This window comes from Pseudomonas extremaustralis, assembly GCF_900102035.1.
In the GTDB taxonomy this organism is placed as follows: Bacteria; Pseudomonadota; Gammaproteobacteria; order Pseudomonadales; family Pseudomonadaceae; genus Aquipseudomonas; species Aquipseudomonas extremaustralis.
Genome location: NZ_LT629689.1, coordinates 620,500 through 640,106, shown reverse-complemented (window position 1 = coordinate 640,106; position 19,607 = coordinate 620,500). Strand labels below are relative to the sequence as shown.

The window sequence follows — 19,607 nt, the reverse complement described above, 5'->3', positions numbered from 1 at the left end:
CTATCAGCCCCTTGTCGCTTCCCAGATATTGAAGTGCATCGTGAACTGGTCGTCCGTGATGGTGGAGCCGGCCCGGCCGCGCTGGCCGTCGTTCGCGATAATGCCTTCAGAACCAAGCGCGGTTTCCAGCGTGCCGATCTGGGTGAAGGTCAGTGTGATGTTGGCTTTCGAGTTAAACAGGCCCTGCACGTAGGCTGAGTCGGACGATCCAGGGTTGAGATAAATGTTTACCTCGCGCCCAGGGTTTTGTCTGTCCATTCGGCATGCATTGCCGCCCTGCCCCCGGCGCAGTTGGCTTTGAGGATCAATCGGCGCGTCCGTGTACGGGGTAGCGGTTTCGCCCCAGTCCTGGATCTGACGGCCATTGATGGTGACGACGGTCAGGTCGTTCGAGAAATTACTCAGGCTCATGGGTCACCTATCAATAAACGTCGAGGTCAACGTCAACAATGTGGATGGCGCCGGCGCGGAACAGGCGAATGCGGAGTGGTGCGGACTTGCGGGCGCTGCGATCAGCATCCGACAGGTCGAGGATGTCCTCGGGCTTGGTCAGGATCTCGAAACCGATGGTGTATTTCTCGAGGCCGTCGTCCGGGTCGATGTAGTTCCGCGGACCCAGGTAGCCGTTGTTGATGAACTGCTGCATGGTCGCCCGTGCGGCGCCGATCAGCACGGCCTGGCCAACCGGGGTCTGGGCCAGCTTGGTGGTCTGGTTCGCCACTGCGTTGTAGAGCGAAGTCGTCAGGTAGTTGACGCACGCGTCGAGATTGACCACGTCGTCAATGAACTCGCCGTAGGTGCTGTGCGTTAGGGTGTTGAGCCAGCGACCGGAGTCGGTAGAGCCCTGGTTGTCCACTACGGTGTAGAAGACGGCCTTCTTCTTGTCACTCTGCATGGCGGTGTAAGCGGTGCCGGTCAGGTTTTCCGCAGTTACGCTTGGCGACTTCTTGAATTCACCGGTAATCGTCGAGCGATCGGCACTGTAGTTCACAGCGGCGTAATGCTTGGCCAGGGCCGAACCAGAGTAGGCGTCGGTGGCGTGCGCGGCAGTGAATACGTGACGGAATCCGGCAGAAGTCAACTGAGTGGCGATATCGTCAACATCAGCAGGGTCGCGAATCTCGCCCACCGATGCGCCAGTCTGGTTGTCGATGAACATGCTGGTGTTGTCTTCGCACCATTGGGCGATTGCCAGTACGTCCGCCTTGACTGCCAGAACTGGAGCCGTCCACATGGTCCAGTACCACCAGGTGATATTCCGAGCCTTGTTGAGCGTGGCGGCACGGGTGGCGTCGGCAGTGGCTGCGCCCCAGACTTGGATCTGGCGAGTAGCCGGAGTACCGCCAAGCCAGCGCTGAGCCGCCTTGTACGTCTCGGTGGTGTCGGCGAAGTCTTCAGAAAGCGCGGGCAAGCTGAAATAAGTTCGGTATGTATCAGGCGCAAAGCCTACCGGCAGCTCAAGCTGCGGAGCGAACAGCATGGCGCTGGCAAAGTTTGCATTACCAAGGCCGGCCGGGCTGATCCGGGCGTTGATGCGGATGATTTCTGAGGCGGGGTAACTCATCTCGAGCGCTCCAATGATTTATGCGGGGTCAATTTCGACGGTGAAGGTCTCAATGACCCGCGCCTTTTCGTTCTGGAGCGCCACTTCGACGCTCAGGATGTTGTTGATAGCCGGGAGGCTGCTGGTCTCGTACATCAGGCGGATGGTGATCTGCGCCCGCTGCTCGAAGTTGGCCGACTGCAGGCTGGTGAGGTTATTCACGGCATCCGTGCTGTTCCAGCCGATCTTGGCCTTGAACAGCATCATGCTCACGTCCGGCCGCTTGTTGGCCTGCTTCAGGCGCTCGGCGTACATCAGCGCCTCGCCTCGGTAGAAGTTGATGCTTGCCGAGCACATGATCTGCGCTCGCACATCGACCTCCACCTGATCGCCTGGGATGTCACGCGACACGATGTTGGCCTGGCCGCGCTCACTGATGGACTGCCTGGGCGTGATCGTTGCGTATGCGCCCTTGGGGGCCGGCATGCTGCCTGGGCCGACCTGATCCGCAAGGATGCACTCAGGCACACCGGTCGCCAGCATCACAATCGGGCGCAGCTTCTTGAACAGTTCTTCGTTGGTCATGCTGGGCCGCCTGACTGATCGTCGATCCGCATAACGATGACCTTGCAGTAGTTCCGCCAGTACCTGTTGTCACACTTGGTGGCCTTCCACTGCTGTCCGAGAAACTCCCAGGTGCCGGTCTGGTCGATCAACTGCATCTCGCCCTGGTTGATATAGATGCGGCGCACGTCGGTGATCCGCTCGCCACCCTGGCGGATGAAGTCGACCTCCCTATCACTGGCCTGCTGGATGTTGACGACGTAGGGATTGGTCTCGGTCGCGCCGGGAACCCAGATGCCTTCCACAAACTGGCCATCCACGGAAACAGTTCGGCTCGCAGCGACACTGACGAACACGTCGTCGATGTGGCCTTCCATTGAAAGGCTCATTCCAAGCCCTCCGTCACGGGACCGATAGAAACTTTGTGGGTGACCGACTGGCGCAGGGCGCCCTTGTCGATCAGCGGATTCGAACTACCTTTCTTGCGGATGGTGGAGGCGGCGTTGGGCGGCGTCTTCAGATCGGTCATGTAGACCTTCACCGCGCCAGCCGCCACAACACCGACAGTCTCAAGGATCTGGTCCATCGACTGCCCGGCATCCATGCCGTCTTGGATGGTCAGCAGCACTTCAGGCGTGGCGCTTGCAACACCAGGCTCAAGCCACTCCCGCGCCGGGATATCGATGTTGTGCGGCTGGGTTACGCCCAATTCCATATAGCCCGCACCCTTCTTCAGGAAGCGGACCTCATCACGGTCGGCGGCCGCCTTGCTGGCGTATCCGTAGGACGTGCCGCCCGGGTGCTTGATTGTTGCGCCAAAGTTGAGCATGGCCCCAAGGCCGGCCATGGTCAGGTCGCCCGACTCAACGTCGCCCGCCTCTTCGTGGATACCGACCGTTACCACCTTGTCGGACCGAAGCGCGGCAAGCTCTTTCGACAGCTCGTCCTGCAGCTCCTGGAAGCCGATCAGCTCGAGATTGATCATTGCCGGGTAATCTCCAATACGCGCTGCTGGCAGGATTCAAGGCCCGACGCCAAGGCGAATGAGAAGGCCGCGACAATGACCAGCAACAGCAACAGATCTGCCGCCTTGCGCAACTTGCTGCGCGGCTTTTCGCCGTGAGGTGCGTTGACACCCATCTAAACCACCTTGGCGCCCATCCCGGCGCGCTTTTTCAGCCGGTAGAACTGCTGGCCGAAGTTGGTGTAGGTCAGCCAGTCGGTGCCCGCGTCCATCATCTGCGGCACGCGGTAGGCGATCGATTCGTCACCGACCGACTTCTGGGCCACGTTCAGGCGCGCATCGGAGCCGGGGGCCGCCGTGGAGCCAAGGGTGGAAAAGTTGGTCGCCAGCCAGTGCGCGGCGAAGTACTGCATGCCGCGCCACTTGAAGTTGTCGCAGGTCAGTTCCAGCGCACCCCAGCGGCTTGATCCCGTCTCGGTACCGGCTTCGCACAATGCCTCGACGATGAACTCGTCCGGCCACTTCACCGCGTCGGTGAATGCCTTCATCAGGGGATTGCTGCGGAAAGCCGCAATCATCTCGGGGGTGATTATCATGGGCTCTCCAGCTATGAATGAGTGGGCGCCAGGCGCCCGGGTGTTACTTCTTGCCTGTGGCCGGCGCGTCTTCTTCCTCGTCGGCAGGCAGTTCATCAGCACCAACGCGGCGCAGGTCGCCGTTCTTCAGCAGAGCTTTGACGAAATCGATTTTGGCGACCTCATCAGGAACTTCGACCGCCGGGTTTTCGCCAGGCAGGATCGGGTAGCTGGTTTCTTTGTCGCCAACCAGGTGGTTGATGGTGATCAGTCGTGCTGCTTCGTTCTTCAGGAACATGTCGAATCCTCGCCCGGAATCATTGGCCGCCGCCCCGGGCATAGCGGAAGCGGCCACGGTTCGGCTGGTTAGAACTGGTCGCGGTACGCGCCAGAGAACGGATAGCGGAATTCAACGCCGCTGATCTTGTACTCGCAGGGCACGTTGACCTTCAGATTCCACATCTGGGGAGCCAGGGAGCGCCATGGGATCGGAACCTGCATGCCCAGGTTCTCGTCGTTCAGCTCGTAAGCGACGATGCGATCCTTGCTGCCGTTGGATACGCCGGCGGCGGCCAGTTGGGCAGCGGACAGTTGCAGGCGGCTGAAGATGTTGATCGGGCGACCGGTCAGCGCGGTGTACTGGTTGTTGGTACGGAAGTATTCCAGCATCGTCTTGTCGGTGATGGTGCCCATCCGCTTGTTCGAGATGAACGCGAAGCGGGCAGCATCCAGGATGATCGTGTCAGGGACGTGGACGGTCGCCGAGTTGATGTAGACATCAACCAGAATCTTGTTCAGGTCGGCGACGATCTGGTCACCGGTGGTCGCGGCGTTGTACCAATCCAGGGTGGAGTTGGACAGCGCCAGGTTCGGGTTGTTGAACAGTCCGGTCATGCCGCGAGCCGCATCACCAAAGTATGCAACGCGCTGGGTGTGCTCCTGGGCGCCGCGGAAGGCCAGCTTGGCTTTGGAGCTGTCCAGCGGGATGCGCAGTTGTTGCGATTTGCGCAGCTCATCCAGGCTGTAGCTGTACTTGTTGCCCGCGTAACCGATCGGCACGGACGACTTGTTGGCCGACAGGGTTACATCCGGCAGGTCGTCAGCGCTGGCGCCGATGAACTTGCCCAGGGTCACGCCGTCGTAGCTGATGTAGTCCCAGCTATCGACCCACTCAGGGAGAGAGGTGTCGACCGGGATCAGCTCGTCGTAGTTGATGGCTGCGTACTTGGCCTCGTAGATACGAGCTTCCAGGTTTGCCAACTGGCTGATGTAGAACGCCAGGCCATCGTCGAGGGTCGGCAGACCGTCGTTGAAGGCGACTTGATGCGAATCGCGACCGATCTGGTACGCAATCGCTGCGTCGATGGCTACGACGATTTTTTTAAGCTGGGTCATGTCGATTAGCCCCCGATCTTCAGAGAAATTTTAGCCAGCGCGCCGGCGCCGGCTGAGCTGACCCATTTGGCGTTCGGGATCAGAACGGCCAGGGTTGCAGCAGCGCCGACCACGTTCGAGAACTGGCCCTGGTTAGTGCCGGTGCCGTCGCCGATGACCAGATACACCGGGTCATCCTTGGCGACTGCGACACGGGCGGTCACCCAGATAGGCGCTACGGTCTCAACCGACATATCGCGCTTGGCGACTGCGCCGACCACGTCGGTAGCGGTGTAGGCGCGGTTCAGTTCGCGCTTCACGACGCCGATGAATTGGGCCGCAGTGGAACCTGCCACAGGCAGCTTGGCGCCGTCGTCACCATCGGTAACGACACCCAGGCCGAACGCGATGTTCACGGTGCCTTTGTTGACTTTGGAGACGGCGTTGGACAGTTCGCCATCGGCGACCATACCTGCGTAAGCGACGCCGTGATTGAGTGCGTTACCACCTTGAACAGCCATGGTCAGGCTCCTTTCTGGGGTTGTTTGTGGGCGCCCGACAGCTTCTGCTTGTGCTGCTGGTATGGGGTCGGCGCGGCATCAGCGGTCGCCGTGGTGGCTGCGCCGTCCTTGGCCAACTGCATGAACTGGGCGAAGAGCGCGGCAGTGTCGCCAGTAGCGGGCTTGGGCTTCTTCTTGCCTTCTTCGTCCATGTCGTCTTCGTCAGGCTCTTTCTCGGCCTCGGCGTCAAAGGCGCACTCGACATAGCCGGCAGACTTGTCGCCCCACGCCATTTTCGGACGCTTGACGGCCAGCGCGGCACGCTTGATCTCGATCACGTCGAGGCTGTCACAGGTGAAGCTGTCGCCGGCGATCTTGCGGGCCTGGGCCTGGGTGCTGCCGATCAGGACGACGCGAGCGTTGATTGCCTCGTCGCCAGAAGCCTTGCGGGCCTCGGCCAGATCTTCGGCTGCCTTGTCAGCGGTTGCCTGGGCCTTATCAGCCTTGGATTCCGCATCAGTGGCGCGCTTCAGCAATCGGTCGAACGAGTCGGCGACCACTTGGGCGTTCGCAGGATCAGCAACATCAACGCTGCGCCCGCTATCGGTGGTGATAAATACAGGCATTGTGTTGCCTCCTGGGTTGTGGTCAAAAACGCGAGCATTCGCGCCCGCCCTTGCTCTATCTACGATGGCAACGTGGTTGATTCGGATTTCACGTTGGATGTAGTCGTATGGCTGTCCATCCGCCGTGAATCCAGGCGCGTAGACATAGATGGCTGTGTATCCGGCAGAGACTTCGCATTTACCGGCATTGATGTCGTTGATCGTCTTCTGGTCTTTGACGATCAGGTCTGCCGCAACAAAGTCGCCGTCTTCGCGCCCAGGCCCTCGAACCACACCAACAGCGATACCCCTGTAGGTCGCCGCCGTGACGAGCTCCTTCGGGTGATCGTTGGTGATGTCGCTGGTGTCGTAGGTACTCAGCGAGTCAGGCGCGAAAACCTCTTCAGGCGGCCGGTACACGCGGACGATTCGGTTCGGATCTCCGTCGAGCCCAAGCTCGCGCGCCAGGTACTCCTGAATCCCGGTGCGAGCCACTCTGGCCGGAACCTTGAGGAAGCCCTCGTCTGTGTACTCTCGCTGGGTAATGCGATACCCGGCCCGGTCGAAAACCGTGCATTTCATGTTGCGGCCTCGCGGGATGGATGAATTAGCGAAGAACGCCCGGCGCTGTGCGGCCTGCGTCTTGGTTGGCCTTGACCTCGCGCGCGCTCACTGGGAGCGCGATGCATCGGCAGTTACTAACGGCTATACTATGCGCAACGTATAGCCCCTCCCCCATTTCCAGGTTGTAGACATGACCATTAAATTCACTGATGAATTTGTTAGCCACGCGCACCAACTGGCACTCCAGGGAAATAGCCTGAAGAGAGTCGGGGAGATGCTTGGGTGCAACCCCGACAACCTCAGCAAAGCGATCCGCGCCAGGGGTCTCACGATCCCCGCCACCAAAAGCGTGGCGCACAATCGCCAGGACATACCGCTTGAACAGATCAAGTCTATGATTGATGCCGGATTCAGCGTTAAAGCAGTCGCTGAAAAACTCCAGACATCCAGAAACGTCATCGTCCGCGTCCTCAATGAGGCTGGAATACAGCAGCCCAATCGACGAGAGGGCATGCTGCTGCGCATGAGCAAAACCAGTGCTCACGACAGAAAGGAGCTTGCACGCGCCGCTCACGATGCTGTCAGGGGCAAGAGTAAGCCCCTTGAGCACCGGGAAAAGATCGCCATAACCAGAGCTGCCAGCCGATACGAGCATCTCGTCGGCGCTGGCGAAAAAGAGTTCGAAGAAGCTCTTCGACTTCGCGGCGTCGAATTCGTCTGGCAGTACCCAGTCGAGGGCTACAACATTGATTTCCTCGTCGGCAATAGCGTCGCCGTGGAAATCACCACCGAGAGCACGGACAGGTTCACCAACAATCCCGATCAGCTGAAACGCTTCAAAAAGTTTGCTGAATTCAACATTCGAACTCTGTGCCTCTCCGTTCGGGGTGCGGATGGCCTGATCGGGAACATGGACGATGTAATCGCCCACATTGATCATTTGAGCCGCGACATATCCCCTATCAGTCAGCACAGGGTGGTTCGGTGTACATACGATCTCTTCGCCAGAGTCAGAAACGAGTCTGGTCAATTCGCCTCGATAAGCGTGCCTAAACGCTTTTCTTGCACCGTAAAAGACGTTTACTGGTGAGTCGCCGGGGAAGCACTGGTAATCGGAGCCAGGCTTGATCGGAACGCCCTTGTCGCTCAGCGGCAGGTCGTCCCAGCGGTAGATCCCTTTCCCGTAGGCGGTGACCTTGTTGGCGATCTCGTGGTGGCGGTGCCGGACGCGCTGGTCGTCGGAGTCAATCCACTGGAAGTACTCGAAGCCGGCGCCCTTCTGCTGCTTCTCGGCCAGCTCGCCCTGGATCTTCGAAGTCTGGTCGCGGGCGATCATCTTGGCCCGGCGCTGCGTCACGCCGAACTGTTCCTGCAGCACCTTCTCGATGAAGCCAGGCCGCATGCCGGAGCGCATGTTTGCCATCACCAGCGTTTGCACCTCTTCGAGATACTTGGCAGGGATCGACTTGATGAGCTGGGCGTTCTGCTGTGCGGAGGCCTTCAGGTAGTCCTGAAGCGCGCTGTTGCCGCCGAACACGTCAATGCCGGCCGACTTCTTCAGGTCGCGCTCTGACTTCTTGAGCGACGACTGAACGAACTCTCCGGCTATCCTGCTGGCGCCAGCGCTGACCCTTTCGTTTTGCCACTTGCTGAACAGGAACGACATGGCGTTGCTGATAAGGTCCGACCAGGCGTCAGTCGTGGCCACCGCGTCCTGCGTGTACTCCGGCGCAAGCTGGCGAACCAGCGGCATCACCTCCTTGGCGATGTCCGCTTTGATCTGCTTGACCAGCCGCTGCAGCTTGGCGTTGTACTGGATGCCGATCATGTTCATGAGCTACCTCTTGCCCCACGCTTCGATCCTGCGGACCAGCAGCGCATCATTTTCGGGGCAGTTTTTGACCCTACCCCAGCCAATCCCATCCATGATCGACAAAACCTCAGAGGCACACAGGCCGCCACGCTCGGCAAGTCGCTCCAGGGTCTGTCCGTGGTTCTTCATCGCCTGGCGCCTGAATGGCTCAAGCATCGCCATCGGTATTGACTTGATGCTAGGATGACTCATCACTGGCATTTGCTCGGGCATCACTCATCACCTTCACTACCAGGCGGATCGTTGAACATCTCCAGGTCCTCATCAGCCTCCAGCGCTTCGATCTTGTCGTCGTCGAACTGGTAGAGCTCCTGGGCCTGCAACTTTCGTTGGATCTGGCTGGTGGTGATCACGCCAGCATCCTTGTAGGCGATGTCCGTCTCAGCGTTGGCCTTGTTGGCCTGGGCGATCTGCACCAGGTCTGGCTGCTTGAACGGGTTCCAGACGTAGTTGAAGTCTTCGATCCACTGACCGGTGGCCGAGCGCACCATCACCTCATCCAGCTGGCGAAGGCCTGGATCAATCTGGGTCAGGCGCTTCGATGACAGATGGTTGTGGTAGTTGGTGTCATCGCCCTCACCGGTGTTTCCAAGGCCCTTGGCCGACTCGCCAAACAGGCGCGTCACCGGGATACCAGCAGCGCCGGCGATCCATGTCATGAGCAGGTCGAGCACCGGCGCCACCCCGGACAGATCCAGGGTCTTGCGGTCGTAGGTCTCTTCGTCATCCAGCAGCGCCAGGTTGATCGAGGACTTCATCATGCTGAACAGGGCATAACGCGCCGTGATAGCGTCGTCCTGATCGCTGGCCAGCTCATCCGAGAGGCCGACACGCTTGATGATGTCGACGTTCGCTTCCTGCATCAGCTCGGCGATGCCGTCCTTGCTGGCTACGATGTCCATCACGTCGTCGAGGCACTTGCGCAGCTCTGAGTCGCCCCAGCCCTGCGTCTGTGCGCGCTGGCGGCGTGGCAGCTTGGCACCGGCGAAGCGGGCGAAGTGCGTCCAGTGGATCTGCTGGGCGCCGGCGGAGATGGTGTAGAACTCCGGCTGCAAGTAGTTCGCGGCCAGGATGTTCGACTGGTTCATGTTCATCGCCGTCATGTCGAAGCGGTCGATCACCAGCAGGCGGTAAAGGTCGCCCTTCTTGATCTTCTCCGGTTTGAGCGGCTTGGTCAGGTCCTGGTTGGTCAGCATGAGGATGCCAGCGCCGCCGTAAAGGCGCGCCCAGCTGGTTGCCTCGCTGACCATGGCCGGCAGGTTCAACCGGTCTTCCTCGGCCCGGATCACGTCCGCATCATCGCACTTGAGGGTGCGCCACTCGCGGGTCATGTCCTCGGCCGGGTAATCAACGATCGCCCGGGCAAGCCAGCTGGTCTGGTATGCCGCATCCAACTGCTGGAAGTCGTTCAGGAACCCATATTGGAACTGGTTGTGAGAGCGCTTGGCCTTCTGGGTGCCCAGGCCGGACACGACGTTCACCAGGCCATCACTCGACGACTTGATGGATGCCTCATACTTCTGAGCGGCCCGAACAAGGGCTTTGCCCAGCTTTTTGTCTGCTGGCACTAAGCCCTTCTTGCTCATGTATTCACCAATTGGTCATAGGAGGTCGCGGATAGGTCTTCCGTTTGCTACCAGGTGCGGACATGCACCCATAACGAATGCATCAGCCAGGTTGGGGGATGCGACGCCGCGCTTTGCCAGTTCATCCTTGGTCTCGACCATATCCAGGCCGCGCTTGCTGTAGCGCTTGCGTGGCGTGGACAGCTCGAGCTTCAGTTGTTCGAGCTTGCGCAGATCACCCGTAATGCTGATCAGCTCAGATGGCTTGAACTTCTGCCCCTTCGTGACTGCATTGAACGTGTTGCGCATGCGGTCAGCCACGTCCTGCCAGGCCTGCGCCTTCAGGTTCTCGAACTTGTCCTTGTTCTTGATCTTCGGGGCGTATTCCTTTTCAGGATTGATGATTGCCCCGGCGGCATTGAACTTGTAGTAGCGCTGTACGGCCCTGGCGGCTTTCAGGGTTGAGCCTACGTGCGCACCGTTGCCGATACTGTCGTAGATCAGCCTACCGCCCTTGACGTGAGCCCAGGCGCGCATGGCTGACTCATTCAGCTCATCCTCGCCAGCCTTCCACTCGTCCAAGTCATGACAGAGCGCCCCATCAAAGATCGCGCAGGCGTTGCTGTCGTCACCACTGTCCGCCACGTCATAACCAACCGCTCGCGCACCGGACAGGCTCATCCCAAGCTTTAGGTGAGCGTTAACGCACGCCTCCACCCATGAGAACTTGATTACAGCTGCGTCGTCGTTGGTGCGCGGCTGACCCAGGTAGATGTGGTTGTACGACTCCTGGTCAGCCTCTTTCAGCCGCTCAGCCTTGGCGCGCGCGGTATCGGATAGAAACGGGTTGTCGGCGTAGTTGATGTGCTTGATGACACAGTCGTCGCCAAGCAGCTTCGGCAGTTTGGCCTGCACGAAATCCGTCATCAGGTCCGGGTTCCAGAGAATCCAGATTTCCGACCCCTCTTTACGAATCGTCGGGTCGATGACAGCCCACTGCTCCTCGGTCAGACCTTCGCCCTCCTCGATCCAGCAAATGTCGACACCCTCAGTACCCTTGATGTCGTTCAGGTTCCTGGCGATGCCGTAGAACAAGAACTCAGAGCCCGTCGTGCGGTGCTTGATCGACGATACGCCGATATCAAACTCATCCGCCCAACAGGCCTGATTGATCTTTTCCTTGATGACCGTATACACCGAGTCGGCGATACGGTTCTGAAATTGGCGAATGCAGAGAAACTTCACCGTGTAGTTGCGAGCCAGGAAGGCAGCCATGCCGCCCGCGTCTTGGGTCTTCGAGGAGAACCGCCCACCCTTCAGAAGCTTGTACGGCTTCCTGATCCGCCAAAACTCACGAAGGTTCGGGTTAAGCTGGTACATCGCCGGCGTAGAAGTCATCCAGCGACTTCCCTTTGGGGCTCATGCTGCCGTCACTGCTGGTGTGGTCGTGCTTCTGCGCCGACTCCCAGCCTTGCATCCTGGCGAGTTGCTGAATCGCGCTCAGTCGGTCGTACATCTCGATCTTCGGGCCGAACTTGGTCATGGTCACCGACTTGATGGTGGCCGCTGCCACTTCTGGGATCTCGACGCTGTCCTTCATCCGCCAGATGGTTTCGCTGACAGGGCCTTCTGGCCCGTCAATCTCGCGCTGGTCAAACTCGAGGATGTCGGTGATGGACGTCTCGGCAATCAGGCTCAAACGCTCCAGGGCGCGCTGACGGGTCATCACGGAGTCAGTGACAGCCGATTGGTTGAGTTGTTCAAGCCTCGCCCCAATCTCGCCCTTCTTGAGCAAGGAGCTGGCCTTGTTGTTGATGGTCTCGGGCTTCATGTTGGCAGCGCTATACGCTTGCCTGTAAGCCTCGCTGGCGTTACCCGTCTTCAGGTAGGTCAGGCAGAAGGCCTCCTGCTTCGGGGTCAATGCCATTGTTAATCTCACTTACTACAAAGGGTTATCTTCATGCCTCGACCAACCCAGTAGCGAACCTTGTCCCAGTCAGGATTAAGTCCGGTGATGTTGGCCGTGAACACCACGCAGTCCAGATACACACGAAGCCACCAGCGCATGGTGATCTTGCAGGTAATGGTTGTGTGGCCCATATCGTTACTCTTGCTCTACTGGCTTAGCGATCACGGAGTTGAACGTGGCGAAGATGGCCACGGAAACACCTTTGCCGTCTTCGATAATCAAGTGCTCACGCTCTACATACATGTGGTCGCCCTTTACGGTCTCGACACGAGAGCCGCCATCAATGGTTACTTCGTAAACGGTTGCCATAGTCATCCCTCAATTTACGCGCCACGATTTGGTGCTATCGAAAACGTGGCGCGGATTTTTTCTGATCCCTGCGAGATCTATTGCTCCTGGCCATCCGGCAGCGATTGAGACAGCACGCGCACAATGGCAACGCCGACGCCAAAGCCCATATTGATGGCGGCGTACATCAGCGGGTTGACCGCACCCTGGAAGACCGTCCATCCAATCGCCCCGGCATTCAGTACCGAGCCGGCCAGGGCCAGGCGCACCGACCACAGGCGGTGCCAGCTTCCGGCGCTCTCGATCAGCTTCATAGCTCATCCGCCTTGCGCTCAGACCAGCGCTTGCCGAGTTGTCGAACCTGATCAACGCCGAGAATGCCGACGAAGCCGGCGGCGAAGAATGCCCACCCGCTGCTTAAGCCGAACTTCTGCACCGTCAGGCCGACCACCATCACGATCAAAGCCCCAAGGACAGACTCGATAATCTGGCGGACAGGCTTGGTCTCTTTGCCGTCGTACTGAATCCGCAACCAGATCAGGAGGAACGTCAGGACCATGGCCAGCCCGTTGTCGCGGAGGGCATTCAAAACCATCGCCCAGAAGGAAGGGTCTTTTTCGGGCATGATTTTCAATCCGAAGTCCTCCCTTCTGGGAGTAGAGGAATAAAAAAAGGCCGTCAGGTGGCGGCCAAACGCTGGGGAGCAGCGGCGAATAGATCAGCCCCGGCGGCACTCCCAGCTCAGAGCGAAGGGTGTGGCGGGGCCGAAAACAAGAAGGCCCCGATCAATGTCGAGGCCCTGAATAGGTGCGCGTGTCTTCCCACGCTGCCAGCCAAAGACCATCACGGCGTCGACACCCAAGTGCATCGATCTCGCCGACCTGGTCTCGCGCCACCCTGGAAGCACAGTGAGGTCAGGGTGCACGGGCTGCCGGTGTTGTTCCGTACGTCGCACTGTCCGGCTATCGACGTCCAGGCCTTTCCGAGGGCTGTCCTGGCTACAGGTAAAACTACAGATTCTTTTTGTGGATGCGCCAACCCATGGCGACACCGGGGTGCAGATACTCTCCGGTGCGTGGATGGCGCGAGAAGTCGGTCTCGCCAACTTGGCGTGCGACCGCCTCCCATGCCGTTCTGGCGCGCTCCAGCAGATTGCTTTTGGCTTTCAGCTTCACGCGCACCTCCAGAAGGATGAATTCGAGGAAATAAAAAAACCCGGCGCGATGGCCGGGCTTTCTTTGATTGATGAGTAAGTTGCCGAAGGCAAAATTATCAGGATGGCGAAATCATGCCACGAGCCGCACGGGAACGCAATAGGCCCTCATGCGGCCTCGCGCATTTCGTAAATTACCGCCGCCACCGGGCTGAGTGCTCGACGGTCCAGATCCTCGCAGCAATCGAAGATCAGTTGCAGCACGCCGCCCCAATCCCGTTCCCAGTTGCATGACTCCAGGCGCACACCGTAGAACTGCCACATCCACTCCCTGAACTTCTCGGGATTGGCGAACGGGTCTTCGTTGGCCGACTGGCCGCCCTGGTGCATGTACTGGTACCGACGCATGACCCCCTTCACCACATACTCCAGCTTCTCCCGCTTGGCCGCTGTCATCCGCGGCGACTTGCTCTGCACCACCAGGAATACCACCTCCTCCGCCGCCTCGCGGATGTCGTCGCTCTGTTCAGCGGCGTACATGAAGTCGCCGAAGACGCGGATCTGCGGATGTAGCCGAGCGATTGCCGACTGGATATGCCCCGCCAGCGCCCCATGCACCGCATGATTCGCTGTAGGGCCGCGCTCGGTGTTCTGCACCACCACGCCCAATTGCACAACATCAGAGGTCTGGCCCGGGGCCGGGTTGTATTTGCAGTCATGCCACGCCTGGCGCGCTGAGTTGATCTTCATGCTGCCTCCCCCTTCTTCAGCTCTCTGGTCTTTGCCCGGTACTCGGCGGTCATCGCCTTCAATTCTTCGGTGGTGTACTTCTTGGCCTCATGAGGGCCTTCCAGCCACTCGACAGCCTCGATACCAATCTTCTCGATCAGGCCGGGCCGATACCCCAGCAGGTTTCCGGACTTGCCCATGTTGCAATTGCGATTGCATTGAAGATTCACGTTCAGGGGCTCAAAGCGAAGTTCTGGGCAGGCAGCGGTTGTTCGATAGTGACCGGCGCAGTACTGAACATCAGCAGTGGTTCCGCAACTGATGCAGGGCTGACCGATGTCACGCTGGCGTATCCAGGCATTGAATGCGTGCTGCGTATCCTTGAGGTGGTCTGCGCGACTTTTCAGGGCCTCCTTACGCTCCCTGATGTCACGTCTCCCGACATCAGCTAGGGCCTTGCGCGCGCTTTCCTGGCCCTTCTCCGACTTCCCGTGAGCGATGGCGCACTCGATCTCGCCGCACACCGCCTGCGAGCTTCTGGAGGGCGTGAACATCACCCGGCACTCGGGGCAGCGTTTACGCCGAGGGCCGCCGGACTTGAGCGGGGTCTTGCGTTGTAGTGGAGTGCGCTTCATGCCGCCGCCTCCCATTGCTCTGGCATCTGGCCCTTGGGCTCGCTCCAGATCACGCCCTTGTCAGCGCCGAATGCATACATGCACTCGATCACGTCGCCCAGCTCGGCCACGGTCATGCGCTTGGTGCTTTCGCCCAGCATGACCACGCCGCCGTTTATGCCCTGGGCCATGCGGATCTCTTGGCGTGCCGCAGCAGTCATCAGCGCCTTCCAGTCCTCGCTGTCGAGCTTCTGCATGACGCCATTGACCGGCCACTCAACCTGGCGGGAGATGTCGCCCAACATTGCCCACAGCTTGGCGTTCTGCTCCAGGGTGCGGCGGGACTTCACCGGGCGGACGATGATCTCGACGGCGCCGGCGGCGGAAAGCTCGGTAGCGAACAGGTAGGCGAGCCGCAAGACCTCACGAACCCGCGCAGGGCCAGCCGACCAAAAGTGGCGGGGTTTGTGGATTACGTTGGTCATGACTTCGCCCTCCATGGCAAGAAAGCTGCTTCTGCGAGCTTCTTCATTTCGGCGAAGTCGCGGCGGTTTTCCCAAAGGATCACGGCGCCAAAAATAAATGGGGAGATGGGCAGCATCACCAAGCAGTAGACGCGCGCCGCAAACTGGTACTTGATCATCCAGGGCCGGATACCCTTCGGATTGAAGGTTGGGATATTCATGACTGCTCTCCCTGGCCCAGGGCGGCGTCGATCTGCTCCATGACCAGTTTCCGGAGAGGAAACATTGGCGATATGTGCCGGGCTCCATCGGTCATGCGCCGCACCTTGGCATCACGCATAAGGAATTCTCGGGAGGATGTGAGAGCCTTGCGCAGCCCCTCCACCTCACCCTTCAGCTCAGCATTCACCCGCTCGTAGGCTTCGTAGCCGGTGCGTAGGCCGGCGACTTCGGCCTTGAGCGCTTCAACCTCCTGCCACAAGCGGTCTGCAAGTGGGTCATGCCAGCCTGGCATCTTCTGCAAGCTGCGCATGTGCACAGCGAGCTCGGTAGATGATTGCTCTCTGACGTAGGTCATGGCTTCACCTCAAACAGCTCAGGATGTAGTTGGCGTGCTGGACCTGCCATCCAGGGGCGCCGAATGACTACGTGGAATCTCCACGCCCAAATCGATAAGTGATTCGCCCCTCGGCTACGCATAAAGCTCCTGCATGCCTGATAGCGCCATGGCAGGAAGGTGACCTTCAGAAGGCAAGACTTCGGCAGGGCCTTGTGCTTGACCGTTGCGTCGTGTGGCATCGAATGAATGTTCATGACTTCACCTTCAGGCCGGCAGCTTCTAGGACATCAACAACGTCACGCTTGCCTTGGCGATGGCCTTTGGCGTAGTCGCTTTGGGCGTCTGCGTATTCGCATTTTTCGGGAAGTTTGATCACTATCGCCCCGATAGCGGCATCAGCCTCGGCCCACACGGAATGGTCGGCGCCAATGTCCTCAAGCTCCATGTCGCACCGGTCTTCTTCTTCGCGGCGGATATTCCAGATTGCTCTCGCAACCGCTTCACGCATCTTGTCGGTCATGTCCGCTTCTCCCCTGCTTCTGCGATCACTGCCAGGCGCTCAAATCGCTCAGCGGCCTGGCTGGCGAGATTGGCTAAGTCCGCCTCATCCACCACAGGCATGCATACGAAACGGATTCCGAGCTTGACCAGGGCGCTGGCAGCCTCAATGGATTGGCGTAGCTGGGCTGGGTTTGCTCGCTTCATCATTTGCGCTCCCGAGAAGCCAGCATTTCATCGGCAAGGCGATACGCCTGATCGGTGTACTCCTGCGGAGTTTGATAAACCTTCCGAATGCCTTCGCTATTCGTGTAACCCCATTGCGCATTGATCAGCAGGCCGTTCAGTGCGTGCATGGCGATCTCATCGCGAAGACGAACCAAGTCTTCGGGCGCAGGGGTAAGCTTTTTCACTGGGTTACTCATCAGAAGCCCTCCTTGCCGCGCTGAGATTCCCACTCGAACGCCACGCCAATGCAGCCGTTCTCGCGGATACGATCAACGCAGCGGGCGCCAATGGCGTCGTTCAGTTCGCCGGGCGCCAGATTGCTGACGATGATCGTTGGGCGGCACTGCTCGTAACGCCCATTGATGATGCTGAACAGGGTTGCCAGCTCGAACTCGCTTTGCTTGGTTGCCCCCACCTCATCCAGCACAAGCAGGTCAGCCCCTATCACTTCGCGCAGGATGTTGGCCTCTGATTCGCCGGTTCGGTCGCTAAAGGTCGCTCGGATGTCACCGATGATCGCGCCCACGGTTCGGTAGATCGCCTTGACCATGCACTCGTTGATCAGGTGGTTTACCGCAGCGACGGCCAGGTGCGTCTTACCCGTTCCGACTTTTCCCAGCAGCAACATGCAGCGGCCTTCACGGCGATGCTTCGAGAAGTTGTCCACGTAGTCGAGACAGGCATCCAGTGCGATTTTCTGCGCGGGATTCGATACCACGAAGTCAGAAAAGGTCTTCTCGGCAAAGCGCTGGGGAATTCGGGCGGCGCTACGCTGAGTCATGCGAAAGTTGAAGCGCTTACGCTCAAGCTCTTCCATGTCGCGCTGATTGCTCCGGCAGATCGGGCATCCCGATAACCCGCCATCCTTGAGCATCACTGCGGAATATTCGCCATGCTCTGCGCAGGTGACAGCCTTGCGACCAATTACCCCCAGCTTGCGATCAGCCAGTTCAGATACGGAACGTGCCATTGGCGTTCTCCTTGGTTCCGGCCTTGTAATCGCGGCTTTCGAAGTTGGTGTGGCGATTCACAGGCAGCAGGTGAACGTTGGTCGGGGTGTCGGGTATCTCGTCCTCCCAGCGCTTACCGTTCAGCCACGTCGATGGGTGCGGGATGAACTGGCCCTTGTCCTTGATCCATTCCGGCGTCAGCACCTGCTTGCCCAGCGCCTTCGCCATCAGTTCGAACAGCTCCGGGTTGACCTTCAGCTTGGCCCAGGCCTTCTCCGCCTTGTCCTTCCCGACCTTGCGCGGATAGAGCTTCCAGAACTTTGGGAAAAGGTCTTCCACCACCACCGGAGCGGGCGACGGAGGAAGGGAATCAGGAATCAGGAATCCGGAATCAGAAGAGAGGGAATCAGCCGGGAAAGAACTGTTCTCGTCTGGTGCTTGCATGGTGCTAGCACCAACCTTTACCGGGCAAGGCTCTAGAACAGTCATTTCAGGGATGGTGCTCTTGGCTTCCTTGAGGTGCGGGTTCTGGTGTTTCGCCCAGTTCACGATCTGGATCGCGTGGAATGATCCAACGGTGTACCGCGTGATGAACCCCAAATGATCCAGGTCGGCGAGCATCTTTTCGATGTCGACGTTGTCGGCGGGGAACAGGGCCATTTTCAGGCGGCGCGGGCGATCCTCAAGCCGCCCCTCTCGGTCAGCCTCGGTCCACATGCCGATGAAAAGAAGTCGAGTGGCAAAATCCAACTCTGCCAGGTGTTCGTTCGAGAAGAACCCCGGCTTGATGTTTCTGGAACGAGCCATCACGCGGCCCCCTTGAGTGCTTTGTCGTGGGTGAACAGGCCGTCCCAGGTCTTCTTCATGGGCAGTTCGCCGGCCAGGTACAGGTCGTACAGGCGTGCAGCGCCCTTCTTCAGCAGAACGGGCGTGTAGGAGATGAAAGGATCTTTGCCGTGCGGGGTGACTTCGACCTGGTGCTCGGTCATGTACTTGTCGCGAGCGTACGAGCCAACACGGTGACGGGTGCCGGACTTGCTCTCGTTGTAGAGCCAGCTACGCCCTTCAAGGTAATTACCCACCTGCATGACGTTGACGCCATTGAGGCCCTTGCAGAATTGGGTGTGGGTCATGCCTTCCTTAAACAGGTTTTCCAAGGAATGGATCTTCGTGGCCTGCTGCTCAACCTGGGCGGTGAGCAGCAAGCGGGCCTTTTCAGACTCCATGGCGATCTGCAGGATTTCGATGGTGGAGAGCTGCTGTGGTTGCGCAACCTGCCCTTCCAGTTCCTGCCAGCGGTCGATAACTCGTGCGCGGTGCTCGTCGCTGTAGCCAGCCACAACCAGATGCGTGTCACGCTCGGTCAGGTCGTAGACATCAATGGGTCGGCCGCCAGTGGCTTCACGCCGAGTTTTACGATCTGATCGTAAAAGCCCTTTGGCAAAAAGACGCTCGATGGTGGTGATGACATCGTTGTGCCGGGCCTCGACCAGATCGGCGATTTCCCGAGATGACATTGTCCGCGCCACGTTTTCCGATTGCGAAAAACGTGGCGCGGGTTTGTTGGGGGTATTGACGGGGATCGATTGTGTATTCATGATTACCTCGCGATGTAGCAATGAACCGGGCCGTGAACCCGGTTTTTTTGTGCCTGAAATTCAGGCTGTTTAGGCCGGAACCTCCTGCTACGCTGTGAAGCTCTTACCCAGCACAGCGAACCAGGAGGTTCCGATGTCCATAAAATCAATTTCCGCTCTCAATGCCCGCTGCCCTCAATGCGGTAGCACAGAGCTCGTCGAGTCCAACGAGTTGAGCGCTGTAGATCCGGCGTATAAGTGCGTAGGTTGTGGCGCCATCAGCACCTTGGACGAAGCTTCTCTTTCCGAGTCGGACGTAGACGGCGCGGCAAGCACCGCTGCGGACCAGGTCCAGGACGCTCTCGAGAAAGCCCTTTCGAAGATGAAGTGGTAGGAGTCCAAGCGTCTTACTAACTTTCCCCTCGAGGTCGGCGGAGTCCGCGATAATTTC

General features: G+C 59.2%; 32 protein-coding genes. All 32 read right to left on the bottom strand.

Features of this window, described 5'->3' with window-relative positions:
* Nucleotides 1-3: 3 nt before the first annotated feature.
* Nucleotides 4-411: a hypothetical protein gene (locus BLR63_RS03370; protein ID WP_010567841.1), complete on the bottom strand. Its 408-nt coding sequence runs from the start codon at nucleotides 409-411 to the stop codon at nucleotides 4-6.
* Between the two features lie 10 nt (nucleotides 412-421).
* Nucleotides 422-1,564 carry a DUF3383 family protein gene (locus BLR63_RS03365; RefSeq protein ID WP_010567842.1) on the bottom strand — a complete coding sequence of 381 codons (1,143 nt, stop codon included), beginning with the start codon at nucleotides 1,562-1,564 and terminating at the stop codon, nucleotides 422-424.
* Nucleotides 1,565-1,582: 18 nt separating this feature from the next.
* A complete protein-coding gene (locus BLR63_RS03360) occupies nucleotides 1,583-2,128 on the bottom strand; it encodes a phage neck terminator protein (RefSeq protein WP_010567843.1) in 546 nt (181 codons plus the stop codon).
* A complete protein-coding gene (locus BLR63_RS03355; RefSeq protein WP_010567844.1) occupies nucleotides 2,125-2,496 on the bottom strand; it encodes a hypothetical protein in 372 nt (123 codons plus the stop codon). Before BLR63_RS03355 ends, BLR63_RS03360 begins: the two co-directional genes overlap by 4 nt.
* Nucleotides 2,493-3,092: a hypothetical protein gene (locus BLR63_RS03350; protein WP_010567845.1), complete on the bottom strand. Its 600-nt coding sequence runs from the start codon at nucleotides 3,090-3,092 to the stop codon at nucleotides 2,493-2,495. The genes BLR63_RS03355 and BLR63_RS03350 overlap by 4 nt, the downstream gene beginning before the upstream one ends.
* Nucleotides 3,089-3,247 carry a hypothetical protein gene (locus tag BLR63_RS31030; protein ID WP_156791896.1) on the bottom strand — a complete coding sequence of 53 codons (159 nt, stop codon included), beginning with the start codon at nucleotides 3,245-3,247 and terminating at the stop codon, nucleotides 3,089-3,091. The genes BLR63_RS03350 and BLR63_RS31030 overlap by 4 nt, the downstream gene beginning before the upstream one ends.
* Nucleotides 3,248-3,667 carry a DUF4054 domain-containing protein gene (locus tag BLR63_RS03345; RefSeq protein WP_010567846.1) on the bottom strand — a complete coding sequence of 140 codons (420 nt, stop codon included), beginning with the start codon at nucleotides 3,665-3,667 and terminating at the stop codon, nucleotides 3,248-3,250.
* A 43-nt stretch (nucleotides 3,668-3,710) separates the two neighbouring features.
* Nucleotides 3,711-3,944 (bottom strand): hypothetical protein, encoded by a 234-nt coding sequence (locus BLR63_RS03340; RefSeq protein ID WP_010567847.1) that lies wholly within the window; start codon nucleotides 3,942-3,944, stop codon nucleotides 3,711-3,713.
* 68 nt (nucleotides 3,945-4,012) lie between these two features.
* Nucleotides 4,013-5,041 (bottom strand): DUF2184 domain-containing protein, encoded by a 1,029-nt coding sequence (locus BLR63_RS03335; protein ID WP_010567848.1) that lies wholly within the window; start codon nucleotides 5,039-5,041, stop codon nucleotides 4,013-4,015.
* A 5-nt stretch (nucleotides 5,042-5,046) separates the two neighbouring features.
* Nucleotides 5,047-5,541, bottom strand: coding sequence for a structural cement protein Gp24 (locus BLR63_RS03330; protein ID WP_010567849.1), 495 nt, complete (start codon nucleotides 5,539-5,541; stop codon nucleotides 5,047-5,049).
* Nucleotides 5,542-5,543: 2 nt separating this feature from the next.
* Nucleotides 5,544-6,707, bottom strand: coding sequence for a DUF2213 domain-containing protein (locus BLR63_RS03325; RefSeq protein WP_010567850.1), 1,164 nt, complete (start codon nucleotides 6,705-6,707; stop codon nucleotides 5,544-5,546).
* A gap of 25 nt (nucleotides 6,708-6,732) precedes the next feature.
* On the bottom strand, nucleotides 6,733-8,523 hold the full coding sequence (locus BLR63_RS31710; RefSeq protein WP_010567851.1) for a minor capsid protein: 1,791 nt from the start codon (nucleotides 8,521-8,523) through the stop codon (nucleotides 6,733-6,735).
* Between the two features lie 3 nt (nucleotides 8,524-8,526).
* Nucleotides 8,527-8,775 (bottom strand): hypothetical protein, encoded by a 249-nt coding sequence (locus BLR63_RS03315; RefSeq protein WP_010567852.1) that lies wholly within the window; start codon nucleotides 8,773-8,775, stop codon nucleotides 8,527-8,529.
* Nucleotides 8,775-10,130 (bottom strand): DUF1073 domain-containing protein, encoded by a 1,356-nt coding sequence (locus tag BLR63_RS03310; RefSeq protein ID WP_042947850.1) that lies wholly within the window; start codon nucleotides 10,128-10,130, stop codon nucleotides 8,775-8,777. Before BLR63_RS03310 ends, BLR63_RS03315 begins: the two co-directional genes overlap by 1 nt.
* A gap of 33 nt (nucleotides 10,131-10,163) precedes the next feature.
* Nucleotides 10,164-11,525, bottom strand: coding sequence for a PBSX family phage terminase large subunit (locus tag BLR63_RS03305; protein WP_010567854.1), 1,362 nt, complete (start codon nucleotides 11,523-11,525; stop codon nucleotides 10,164-10,166).
* Nucleotides 11,494-12,054 carry a terminase small subunit gene (locus BLR63_RS03300; protein ID WP_010567855.1) on the bottom strand — a complete coding sequence of 187 codons (561 nt, stop codon included), beginning with the start codon at nucleotides 12,052-12,054 and terminating at the stop codon, nucleotides 11,494-11,496. The genes BLR63_RS03305 and BLR63_RS03300 overlap by 32 nt, the downstream gene beginning before the upstream one ends.
* An 8-nt stretch (nucleotides 12,055-12,062) precedes the next feature.
* Nucleotides 12,063-12,227 (bottom strand): hypothetical protein, encoded by a 165-nt coding sequence (locus tag BLR63_RS31440; protein ID WP_162830776.1) that lies wholly within the window; start codon nucleotides 12,225-12,227, stop codon nucleotides 12,063-12,065.
* A gap of 4 nt (nucleotides 12,228-12,231) precedes the next feature.
* Nucleotides 12,232-12,405 carry a hypothetical protein gene (locus BLR63_RS31025; protein ID WP_156791895.1) on the bottom strand — a complete coding sequence of 58 codons (174 nt, stop codon included), beginning with the start codon at nucleotides 12,403-12,405 and terminating at the stop codon, nucleotides 12,232-12,234.
* Between the two features lie 77 nt (nucleotides 12,406-12,482).
* Nucleotides 12,483-12,698, bottom strand: a complete 216-nt coding sequence (locus BLR63_RS03295) for a DUF7940 domain-containing protein (protein WP_010567856.1) — start codon at nucleotides 12,696-12,698, stop codon at nucleotides 12,483-12,485.
* Nucleotides 12,695-13,009: a phage holin, lambda family gene (locus BLR63_RS03290; protein ID WP_042947841.1), complete on the bottom strand. Its 315-nt coding sequence runs from the start codon at nucleotides 13,007-13,009 to the stop codon at nucleotides 12,695-12,697. Before BLR63_RS03290 ends, BLR63_RS03295 begins: the two co-directional genes overlap by 4 nt.
* A 385-nt stretch (nucleotides 13,010-13,394) precedes the next feature.
* Entirely contained in the window at nucleotides 13,395-13,559 is a 165-nt protein-coding gene (locus BLR63_RS31020; RefSeq protein WP_154220638.1) for a hypothetical protein, read from the bottom strand.
* A gap of 146 nt (nucleotides 13,560-13,705) precedes the next feature.
* Nucleotides 13,706-14,287, bottom strand: a complete 582-nt coding sequence (locus tag BLR63_RS03280) for a hypothetical protein (RefSeq protein WP_010567859.1) — start codon at nucleotides 14,285-14,287, stop codon at nucleotides 13,706-13,708.
* Nucleotides 14,284-14,901: a recombination protein NinG gene (locus BLR63_RS03275; RefSeq protein WP_042947852.1), complete on the bottom strand. Its 618-nt coding sequence runs from the start codon at nucleotides 14,899-14,901 to the stop codon at nucleotides 14,284-14,286. Before BLR63_RS03275 ends, BLR63_RS03280 begins: the two co-directional genes overlap by 4 nt.
* Nucleotides 14,898-15,365, bottom strand: a complete 468-nt coding sequence (locus tag BLR63_RS03270) for a recombination protein NinB (RefSeq protein WP_083365922.1) — start codon at nucleotides 15,363-15,365, stop codon at nucleotides 14,898-14,900. The genes BLR63_RS03275 and BLR63_RS03270 overlap by 4 nt, the downstream gene beginning before the upstream one ends.
* Nucleotides 15,362-15,565: a hypothetical protein gene (locus tag BLR63_RS03265; RefSeq protein ID WP_010568162.1), complete on the bottom strand. Its 204-nt coding sequence runs from the start codon at nucleotides 15,563-15,565 to the stop codon at nucleotides 15,362-15,364. The genes BLR63_RS03270 and BLR63_RS03265 overlap by 4 nt, the downstream gene beginning before the upstream one ends.
* Nucleotides 15,562-15,921, bottom strand: a complete 360-nt coding sequence (locus BLR63_RS03260) for a hypothetical protein (RefSeq protein ID WP_010568163.1) — start codon at nucleotides 15,919-15,921, stop codon at nucleotides 15,562-15,564. Before BLR63_RS03260 ends, BLR63_RS03265 begins: the two co-directional genes overlap by 4 nt.
* Nucleotides 15,922-16,153: 232 nt before the next feature.
* Nucleotides 16,154-16,423, bottom strand: coding sequence for a hypothetical protein (locus tag BLR63_RS03255; protein ID WP_042948049.1), 270 nt, complete (start codon nucleotides 16,421-16,423; stop codon nucleotides 16,154-16,156).
* Complete coding sequence (locus BLR63_RS03250; protein WP_231998135.1) at nucleotides 16,420-16,611, bottom strand: DUF1382 family protein; 192 nt, start codon at nucleotides 16,609-16,611, stop codon at nucleotides 16,420-16,422. Before BLR63_RS03250 ends, BLR63_RS03255 begins: the two co-directional genes overlap by 4 nt.
* Nucleotides 16,608-16,826 (bottom strand): hypothetical protein, encoded by a 219-nt coding sequence (locus BLR63_RS03245; protein WP_010568084.1) that lies wholly within the window; start codon nucleotides 16,824-16,826, stop codon nucleotides 16,608-16,610. The genes BLR63_RS03250 and BLR63_RS03245 overlap by 4 nt, the downstream gene beginning before the upstream one ends.
* Nucleotides 16,826-17,599, bottom strand: coding sequence for an ATP-binding protein (locus BLR63_RS03240; protein WP_010568085.1), 774 nt, complete (start codon nucleotides 17,597-17,599; stop codon nucleotides 16,826-16,828). Before BLR63_RS03240 ends, BLR63_RS03245 begins: the two co-directional genes overlap by 1 nt.
* Nucleotides 17,580-18,386 carry a hypothetical protein gene (locus BLR63_RS03235; RefSeq protein ID WP_010568086.1) on the bottom strand — a complete coding sequence of 269 codons (807 nt, stop codon included), beginning with the start codon at nucleotides 18,384-18,386 and terminating at the stop codon, nucleotides 17,580-17,582. Before BLR63_RS03235 ends, BLR63_RS03240 begins: the two co-directional genes overlap by 20 nt.
* Nucleotides 18,386-19,177 carry a Rha family transcriptional regulator gene (locus BLR63_RS03230; protein WP_042947963.1) on the bottom strand — a complete coding sequence of 264 codons (792 nt, stop codon included), beginning with the start codon at nucleotides 19,175-19,177 and terminating at the stop codon, nucleotides 18,386-18,388. Before BLR63_RS03230 ends, BLR63_RS03235 begins: the two co-directional genes overlap by 1 nt.
* Nucleotides 19,178-19,607: the final 430 nt, after the last annotated feature.